Annotated in this window: 3 protein-coding genes; 1 reads left to right on the top strand and 2 read right to left on the bottom strand. The window is 37.5% G+C overall.

The genetic code is table 11. The annotated features are described in order from the left end of the window. Positions 1-280: transposase (locus tag ACYQ2O_RS11385; protein WP_459771247.1), on the top strand; the 280-nt coding region annotated here is incomplete at its 5' end. 312 nt (positions 281-592) lie between these two features. On the opposite strand, the gene lpdA is transcribed toward ACYQ2O_RS11385, so the two are convergent. Beyond that, the gene (gene lpdA / locus ACYQ2O_RS11380; RefSeq protein ID WP_459771245.1) at positions 593-2,284 is read right to left on the bottom strand and encodes a dihydrolipoyl dehydrogenase; all 1,692 of its coding nucleotides are present in this window, start codon (positions 2,282-2,284) and stop codon (positions 593-595) included. Between the two features lie 102 nt (positions 2,285-2,386). Then, the coding region (locus ACYQ2O_RS11375) for an IS4 family transposase (RefSeq protein WP_459771244.1) at positions 2,387-3,111 on the bottom strand (725 nt) is incomplete at its 5' end.

Here is a 3,111-nt window from a genome sequence, read left to right as displayed (position 1 = left end):
GTTCGACCAATTAAGTAGTCCTGACTTTTACACAAATGCGACAAAGCTACAAATTGCCTTACTCGCCTACAATTTTGCGAATTGGTTTCGCCGACTCTGCTTACCTAGAAGTATGAGTAAAAGCACCGTAGGAACCGTTAGAATCCAGCTGATCAAAATAGCAGGTAAAGTAGTCAATACAGCCCGTTATACCACATTCAAATTGTGTAGCAGTTGTTTATACAAAAAACAATTTTGGTTCACTCTTAAAAAAATTCAAGGCATACCGCTTATTGAGTGACCCAATTAATAGCCGTTCATAATTTCAAAAAACTAAGATCATCTTGCGGGATAAGTCTGTCCATTTTTAAGCAAAGTGGAAAAACAAGGGTAATTTTAAACGAGAATTTAGCGGGCAACCACACTTATTTAGGTATAAGTATTAAATCGTCCTGACTGTCATTTGTTTTTGGCATTTTACAGGGAAAGTACCTATAAAAAAATCAAGTTATGAATAATGCAGGTTGAATATAATAACCCCTACTTCACTCATACTAGGATGATAAATGTGAGATGAAGAAAAAACCTCACTTTAGTTGTAGTGAGGGTGGTCTTATGCTTCATGTAGTGCCCCAATATTTAAATCAAACCCTGCTTCATGAATAACCTCTGCGGTAGTCGGGTGAGCAAAGATCGTTTTTGTAATTTGTTGCTCGGTAAGTCCATTTGTAATTGCAATCGTAAGGCTACTAATTAAAGAAGAGGCATCTGGTCCAATGATAGAACCTCCAATAATTTCACTTGTTTTGTTGTCTTTAATGAGTTTAATAAAACCATCAGACTCATTCATCGTTAAGGCCTTTCCGTTACTTGAAAATGAAACCTTACTTACTCTATAATCTAGTTTTTTATCTTTACATTCGTATTCTTGCAGACCGACGGTAGCTATTTCTGGCGATGTAAAGATGACATTAGGAACTGCTGAATAATCCATATCTGACTCTTCACCAAGTATATTATTAACAGCGTGGATTCCTTGATGTGACGCGACATGAGCAAGTTGGATAATGTTAGTCACATCACCGATCGCATAGATATTTTTAATATTTGTCTGCATCTTCTGATTAACGGCAATCCCATTTCTAGCTTCGTCCATACGAATTTTTATTTCTTCGAGATTCAGTCCATCAATATTTGGTTCGCGGCCAATAGCAACAAGCACTTTTTCACTAACTAAAAGTTGTTCTTTACCGTCTGTTTCGTAGGTTATAATTGCTTGTCCATTATTAGCTTGTTGAATTTTGGTTACTTTGGCTTGTGTATGAATATGAATGCCCTTTTGCTCGGATAGACGTTCGATTTCTTCGCATAAGTCATCATCTAGGATATCAAGAACATGATCCATAAATTCTAGTACATGAACTTCTACTCCGAGATTGCGATAAATACAGGCAAATTCCATGCCAATTACACCGCCACCAATAATGGTTATGCTATTTGGCAATTCAGTTAATGCCAGTGCATCCGTGCTGTTCATCACAAAAGGAAGTTCAACACCAGGAATGTTAACATGAGAAATCTTAGAGCCTGTAGCTATAATGGTATCTTTTGCTGAAATATGGGATGTATCCTTCCCATTTACAATGACTTTGTTATCTGATAGAAAAGATGCTGTTCCCTGAATGACACGAATCTTGTTCTTCTCCATTAAAAATGAAACCCCAGATACTAATTGATTGACGACTTCATCTTTTCGATCAATGATTTGTTTCATATTGATCTTTAGATCTGAATCTGATTCAATGCCAAATAAAGAACTGTTTTTCACGTTATCACAAATCTCTGCCGATTTAACAAGAGCTTTTGTTGGAATACATCCTACATTTAAGCAAGTTCCACCTAAGGTATCTTCTTTTTCAATAAGTGTGACATCGAGTCCTTTTTTAGCGGCATAAATAGCTGCCACATATCCTCCTGGTCCAGCGCCAATAATGAGTAAGTCCGTTGTCACCTCGTTTATAGGTTGTTCGCCATCCGCTTTTTGTTCACTTGTATCATTCTTTTCGTCACTTTCTTGAATGGACTCTATTTCAAATAATATTTGCTTAGAAGAAACTTCACTTCCTTCTTCAATGTGAATTTGATTGATGACACCATCTTGATTGGCCGTTATTGTTCGGTTTCCTTTACTTGTTTCGACCTCCGCTAATGAGTCGCCCTCAGAAACTTTGCTACCAATGGTTACGTGAATTTCTCCAACTTTACCCTTTTTTCCACCGGGAATTACAGACATTAAAATTTCCATTGCTAATTCTCCTTAAAAAGTAATTTTCTAAAATTAATTACTCAAGTTTTGCAGTTAAAAAATAGCCTTTGACCCTTGGTGTCATTGACTTGGTACCGATTATTATGCCGCTTTTGATATTTGATTCAGCTGATTTTCTTTTAAAAATGGCTTGAAGAGTTCCGGTAAACTATCAAAGATGGTATCTAACAAGTCTTGAACATGTTGTTCAGATAGTACTAACTCGTTCATTAATGTCTCTTTCAGACAGGCCATTACGAGAAACAGCGATTGCGCGAATCGAATGTTCTCCATTTCATCACAGCACAAATAAAACAGCTCACCGATGGTGCGCGGATCCTTCTCTTCACGGGATATTAAGGCGAACATCATATACCGGGTAAAAACAACCGCAGTATGGGCAACCATATTGTCATAATCACGAGCAGAAAATTCATTAGAGAGCTTAAGGTAAGATTTACTGTATTTGAAGAAGGTCTCGATCTGCCAGCGTTTTCCATATAAACGAATGATTTCCTCATCTGGCAAGTCAACGTCAGTTGACAGAAGAGCTAGCCAGTTTTTCTTGCCTCTGCGATTGTCCCGAACAAATATTATCTTAGCCTGGATGTCTTCATTATTATCGTTCAATCCTAAGCTGACAACGACAGATGCTTTAATTTTCGCACGGCCACGCTTTTTCTTGAGCACTCTGTAGAGATCTTTCAGGTTATACTTTTGTCCATTGTATCCGTACGTTGTACGCGTAGGTTTAAGCATGCAGATGACTTGAAGCGGATAATCAGTGACCACTTGTTTGATGGTTTTAGGATAAGCGAACCAGCTGT

This window comes from Alkalibacterium sp. m-11, from assembly GCF_054658155.1.
This window is presented reverse-complemented; position numbering and strand designations above follow the sequence as displayed.